At 66.1% G+C, this 6684-nt stretch carries 3 protein-coding genes; 2 read left to right on the top strand and 1 reads right to left on the bottom strand.

Going from position 1 to position 6684, the window contains the following annotated elements; translation table 11 throughout:
• Positions 1–152: 152 nt before the first annotated feature.
• Positions 153–1244 carry a hypothetical protein gene (locus AAGI46_14515; protein MEM1013421.1) on the bottom strand — a complete coding sequence of 364 codons (1092 nt, stop codon included), beginning with the start codon at positions 1242–1244 and terminating at the stop codon, positions 153–155.
• A gap of 141 nt (positions 1245–1385) precedes the next feature.
• Between AAGI46_14515 and ptsP the strand changes: the two genes are divergently transcribed.
• On the top strand, positions 1386–3182 hold the full coding sequence (gene ptsP, locus AAGI46_14510; GenBank protein MEM1013420.1) for a phosphoenolpyruvate--protein phosphotransferase: 1797 nt from the start codon (positions 1386–1388) through the stop codon (positions 3180–3182).
• 407 nt (positions 3183–3589) lie between these two features.
• Complete coding sequence (locus tag AAGI46_14505; GenBank protein ID MEM1013419.1) at positions 3590–6529, top strand: Rne/Rng family ribonuclease; 2940 nt, start codon at positions 3590–3592, stop codon at positions 6527–6529.
• The last annotated feature ends 155 nt before the right edge of the window (positions 6530–6684 follow it).

The raw sequence follows: 6684 nt of genomic DNA, 5'->3' as shown, positions 1-6684 counted from the left end.
TCACTGACGAGGACCCGGTAAGGCGTTCGCCCCCCACCACGCCATGGCAAGTCACGGGCGGCCGTGTCGAACCAACGCAGCAGTGTCGCACGAAGCCAAGCGTTGCGATCGACCGTCTGCTCCCGAGACACGCCGAACGGTATCGAGTCCGGTTACTCGAGCACAGACGCGGCAGCCTTGGCGACGGCCACGGGATCGGTCGCCTCGCCTTCGGCAAGGTCGACCAGCGACCACTCGATTGACAGACGCGAGCCGTGCCCGATCGGCGCAGCGAACTCCAGCTCCGTCCACGGTCCAGGGTCTTCGCCGGGCTCACCACGCGGCGAGGCATAGATCTGAGCACGATCTGCGGCCAGAAGGTCGCGCTCTCCCTCGGCCAACACCACACGTTGAACAAACGCGACGTCACCGCCGGGCCGTTCTAATCCGGCGGCGAGGACATCGCTATCGAATCCGACCTTCGCCGATTGTTCTAGCGGCACAATTGCGGCCGACGGTCGCTCGCCCACGTCGGGCAACGGCCTGACGAACTCGAAGAGTTCTCCTGAACGACCATCGTTGCCCATCCAGTTGGGAGCAAGGGCACCTTCCTCCCGGCCCACGACGACGGCAGTTGCTTGCTGGAGCGGAATCTGCGTGACGTGCCACGCTCCGTAGTCGAGCCCGTCACCGCCGACAGGCTCGAATGTTGTCGCCACAACAAGATTGCCATTGGGCTTCATTTCGACCGTTCGATGCACGCGGACGTTGAGCTGCTCGACGATCTCGGGGAGATCGAGTCGAACGACAGCGCCTTCAACGTCGGACGACCACGCGACACCGCGGAAAGGCAGCGGTGGCGGCCAGCCGCCTTCCTGAAGCTGCTCCCAGCCTTCCTCATCAGTCTGTGGCCAAGGCCACGCCTTGTCGCCGCCGTAGTTCTGCCAATCGCCCGGCTCTTTGTCCCAAGGCACGCCGTTCAGTGCGGGGTCGCGCCACAAGACGTTGCCTTCGTCGCCGTCACCGACGCGTCCGTAGTGCATCACACGCCCGATGTCTGGAACCACGACGGCAGTCGTCGAGTCGCTCGTGAGTCGAAGAGCCTCCCAGCCGTTCCACTGTGTCTCTGAAATGACGACGCCGTCGGTCGACGAGACCACCTTCGGCTGATCCGCCGAAGTCGTGCAGCCGCCGACCAGGGCGGTCATCGGGACAAACAGCGTTAGGACGAAGAACTGGGTGAGGCGAGATGGGTGTTTGGACATGGCGCTCCTCCAAGCGATCGAGTGATCGAGTGATCGAGTGATCGTGCTCACGATATCACGCGTGCGACGTCGCGCTCGGCTGGGCGTGCGTTGCCGGAGCCGGTACCATGCCGCATCGGCCGCAGGGCGGTCTGTCGTCGCATGCAGGTTCTCAAAGGCATTGGAGTCTCGCCGGGCGTTTCAATTGCACCGTCTGTCGTTCTCGATGCCGAGGACGTCGTCATTCGCAAGCGACAGGTCGATGCACAGGAGGTCGAGGCCGAGGTCGGCCGGCTCGATGACGCCGTCGGCAAGGCGCGGGAAGAGCTGGCCGCGCTCTCGGCCAGCGTCGCCGATGAGCACGGCAAGGACGTCGCGGGCATCTTCGACTTCCACATCGGGCTGCTGGGCGATCCGAAGCTGGTCAAGGACGTCTCCGAGGCCGTCCGGGCGGAGCAATTCAGCGCGGAATACGCGACCAGCCAGACCATGCGTCGCCTGGCCAAGCGGTTCGAGCGGATGCCGGACGAGTATCTCGCTGCTCGCGCCAAAGACGTGTACGACGTCGAGCGACGCGTCCTGCGTCACCTCATCGGCGAACGTCAAGAAAGCCTCGGCCGACTCGAGCGCGACGTCGTCGTCGTGGCGCCGGATCTCCTCCCGAGCCAGACGGCGGCGCTCGATCGCCAGCGTGTCCTCGGCTTCGCCACGGATGCCGGCGGACGCACGAGCCACACGGCCATCGTCGCCCGCGCGATGAACATCCCGGCGGTCGTCGGCCTGGGCGACGCGACCTCGGCCATCACGGGCGGCGACGTCGTCGTCATTGACGGGACCAACGGGCTCATCGTCATCGACCCGACCGACGAGCAGCTCATCGAGTACCGAGAGCGAGCCGTTCGGCGTGCGGCGCAGACGGCCGACCTTGATCGCCTCCGCGACCTCCCGGCCGAGACGCAAGACGGCCAGCGGGTCGAGATGCTGGCCAACATCGAGTTTCCCAGCGAGATCGACGACGTGCTGGCCCGCGGGGCCGGCGGCATCGGGCTCTATCGCACGGAGTTCCTCTACCTCGCCAGCGATCACGAGCCGACGGAGGAGGAGCACTTCGCCGCCTATGCCGACGCCGTCCGCCGGCTCGAAGGTCGGCCGCTGGTCATCCGGACGCTCGACCTCGGCGCCGACAAGTACGCAGACGAGACCCGGTCTTCGACGGACGTGCCGAGCGAGACGCGACGTCGCTACGAGGGTCGGCCGCAGGAGCGGAACCCGTTCCTGGGCGATCGCAGCATCCGGCTGTGCCTGCACGACCTGCCGATGTTCAAGCGGCAGCTGCGGGCGATCCTCCGCGCCAGCGCCGCCACGAAGAACGCCGACGTCCGCATCATGTTCCCGATGATCACAACGATCATGGAGCTGCGTCAGGCCAAAATGGTGCTCCACGACGTCGAGGAGGAGCTCGAAGACGAGGACCTGCCGTTCCGACGGAACATTCCGATCGGCATGATGATCGAGGTGCCGTCGGCGGCGCTGATGGCGCCGCAGTTCGCACGCGAAGTCGACTTTTTCAGCATCGGGACCAACGACCTCATCCAGTACACGCTGGCAGTCGATAGGACCAACGAGCGCGTGGCGGGGCTCTTCAACCCGGCGCACCCTGCGGTCTTGAGCCTGATTCGCGGCGTCATTCGAGCCGGGAAGCGAGCGGAGATCGGCGTAAGCGTTTGCGGGGAAATGGCCGGCGAGCCGCTCTACACTTTGCTCCTGCTGGGCCTGGGCCTGTCCACGTTCAGCATGAACGGCCCCGACGTGCCGGTGGTGAAGCGGGTCATCCGCCACACCACCGCCAAGCACGCCCGAGACGTCGGCCGACGCGTCATGAGCTTCGACAGCGAACGTCAAGTGGTGCATTACCTGCAAGAAGAGATGCGCCGCCTGCTGCCCGATGATGACGCGTGACCAAGTCCTCCGCCAAGTCTCGACTGTCGCGCCTTGTCGGCGCGGTGGTTTCGATTTGGCGTGCGGGCGGCGGTGCCGTTACCCCTCACGAACCACCCCAACAGACCCCCTCGCCCGAGCCCGGCACGATGCCGCAAGCCGAGGCGAGCCCGCCCCTGGAACTAGGGGCCTCACCCCCTCACGGAGGGGAGCCGGCCGAGCCCTCGGTCGCGACACGGACCACCCCACCCACCGACAGCTCGCTCCAGGAGGAACCGCCGCGTCCAGCGACCGGCGACGCTCCGAGCGAGCCGGACGACGAGCCCAGCCCACCCGTTGCCCAACCACCGGCAACGCCGCAGCCGCCGAGCGTCTTCCCGGAAGTGTCCGCGCCGCCACCCGACCCAAAGGCCGCTCCCGCGACACGCATGGCCAAGGAATTACTCGTCAACGTCTCACGCGGAGAGGAAGTCCGCGTCGCCCTCGTCGAAGAGGGACGCCTCGAGGAGATCTACCTCGAACGTGACAACGCCGCCTCCAACGTCGGCAACATTTATCTCGGCAAGGTCACCAACGTCGAAGGCTCCATCCAGGCCGCCTTCGTCGACTTCGGCTACGGCCGAAACGGCTTCCTCCACGTCCAGGACCTTCACCCCGATCACTTTCCAGAAGGTGGCAAGTGGGACCGGATCAACGAACGTGTCGGCAAGAAGATTGGCCGACGCGATCGCCCGCCAATCCAGGACTGCCTTCGTCGCGGCGATCGCATCGTCGTCCAGATCATCAAGGAAGGCATCGGCACCAAGGGCCCGACGCTGACGAGCTATCCGTCGATTCCCGGCCGGTTCCTGGTCGCCATGCCGGGCGTCGGGCAGATGGGCGTCAGCAAGAACATCGAGGACGAGACTGAGCGACGTCGCCTACGCAAAGTTCTCGACGGCCTCGAACCGCCCAAGGACGTCGGCTTCATCATCCGCACCGCCGGCGAGGGCAAGGCCAAGCTCGAACTCGAGCGCGACTTCAAGTATCTCAGCCGCGTCTGGGGCGAGATCGACAAGGCCCGAAAGGGTGCCAAGGCCCCAGCGCTCCTCTACAGCGAGGGCGACCTCGTCACCCGGACTGTGCGCGACGTCTGGTCGAGCGATGTCGACCGCATCATCGTCGACGACCCGGAGACGGCTGTCCGCGTGCGGCAGTTCTTCAAGCTGCTGATGCCGCGGACGAAGGTCGACGTGCAGCTGTACGAAGGTCAGGTGCCGCTCTTCCACGCGACGGGCGTGGAGCGCGAGGTGGAGACGATGTTCAGCCGCCACGTGCCGATGGCCAACGGCGGCTCGCTGGTCATCGACTCAACCGAGGCGATCGTCGCCATCGACGTCAACACCGGCAAGTTCCGCGAACACGGCGACGCCGAGGAAACCGCCTTCCGAATGGACCTCGAAGCGGCCGACGAAGTCTGCCGGCAGCTTCGCCTGCGCGACCTCGGCGGCATCGTCATCGTCGACTTCATCGACCTCCGCTTCGCCCGGCACCGACAGGCGCTGCACGATCGGCTGGAAGAGAACTTCAAGCGGGACCGTGCCAAGAGCCGTCACCTGATGATGTCCGAATTCGGCATCGTCGAAATCACACGTCAGCGGATGCGGCCGGACCTCCGCAAGAGCGTCTACGAGCCGTGCCCGTGGAGTCGCGGAACCGGCTACATCAAGACGCCCGAGAGCCTGAGCCTCGACGTGATGCGCAAGCTGCGCGTCGCGGCGGCGGACGATCGGATCATGAAGGCGACGGTTCGGCTCTACCCGCGGGCGGCACTGCACGTGTTGAACGCCAACCGCGAAGGCCTCGCGAAGCTTGAGCACAAGGAGAACCTGCCGATCGAGATCAAGCCGGACGAGTCCCTCGCGGCCGACCAGGTCGAGCTCGACCTGCAGGACGCGGACGGGCGACCGATCGTGATCGAATCCATCAAGCACCGCGAGGAGGGCCAGGTCGACCAAGGCGGACAGCGTCGCCGGCGTCGCGGTGGACGTGGGCGATCGAAGAAGACCACCGAGTCCACCGCCGCCGCGGACGTCGCCATCGAGGTGGACGAGGACGGCCTGATGCTCGTCGACGATCTGCGCGACGTGAACGAGATGAGCGAGGACGACCTCGCGGCCATCGCCGAGAAGGCCGCCAAGCGTGGCGACGCCGACGATCCGATGCAGGCCGTCCTCGAGGCGATGTCGAACGACGAAATCGACGACGAGGAAGAAGAGTACGAAGACGAGAAGCCGGCACGTGGCCGACGGCGTCGCGGACGGCGTCGAACCGCCAAAGCGGAAGAGTCCGCAGAAGACGAAGTCGAAGCGACGAAGGACGAGCCGGAAGACGACGAGGATGAGAAGCCGTCGCGCGGCAGACGTCGTCGCCGCGGTCGTGGCCGAGGCAAAGCCGAGGCAGAAGTCGAAGTCGAAGCAGAGACGAATGCTGCCGACGAGTCCGCTGTCCAAGCTGAGGCAGCAGATGATGAAGACGACGCCGGCCCGAGTCGTCGTCGCCGCCGACGCCGTGGCCGAAAGTCGACGGAGGACGAGACAGCCGAGACGGCCTCGGCCGACGAGGCACCGGCCGCTGTGGCAGAGCCTGAGGCGGATGATGAGGACGACGAGGCTGCGGCACCACGTTCTCGTCGCCGGCGTCGTCGTCGCGGCCGATCCGCTGACGAAGAAAACACGTCGGGCGGACAGCCCGTGGTCGAAGAAGCGAACGAGTCGACCGAGCCCACTCCCGACGACGACGAACCGCCCGCGAATGGCCGTCGCCGTCGACGCCGACGGTCACGTCGCAGCGAGACGGACGACGCACCCGCAGAGGTCGAGGCCGAAGCTGAGGTCGCAGAGCCAGAAGCGGACGAGAAGCCGGCGGACGAGCCTGAAGAAGACGAGCCCAAGTCCTCTCGTCGTGGTCGGCGTCGTCGGTCGCGATCGTCATCGGCCGATGCCGACGAGGTGCCGGCGAGCACGCCCGAGCCAGAACCCGAACCGGAACCTGCTTCCGAGCCAGAGCCGGAGCCGGAGCCGGAGCCGGAGGCGACCGAGGAAGCCTCGCCGGCAAAACGTCGGCGCCGCAGTCGTGGCAAGCTCGTGAAGTCGCGACCGATCGTGGTTGAGTCCGCCGTTCCGAGCGAGACGCCAGCCGAGGAAGAGAAGCCCAAAGCCAAAGCCAAAGCTCCGAAGAAGGCTGCGAAACAGGCGACTCGCAAGAAAGCCACCAAGAAGGCAACGGACAAAGACGACGACGCCGAAGCAGCCAAGAAGAAGGCCGCCAAGCGGACCCGCAAGAAGGCCGCGAAGAAGACAACCAAGAAAGCGGCGAAGGACGACTAGGTCCACGCTCTGTCGATCTCGGAGGCACACGTCTCCTGCGAGCCCCGAGCTTGAGCGTGTGGGTTTCCGCGGACGTCCAGAACCCACTCGCTCACGCTCGGGGCTCGCCGTCGAACACGAACCGTCGTGCCGAAGCCCCTCCATCACAGACTCTT

The sequence above is a fragment of the Planctomycetota bacterium genome (genome assembly GCA_038746835.1).
Taxonomy (GTDB): Bacteria; Planctomycetota; Phycisphaerae; order Tepidisphaerales; family Tepidisphaeraceae; genus JBCDKH01.
This window is presented reverse-complemented; position numbering and strand designations above follow the sequence as displayed.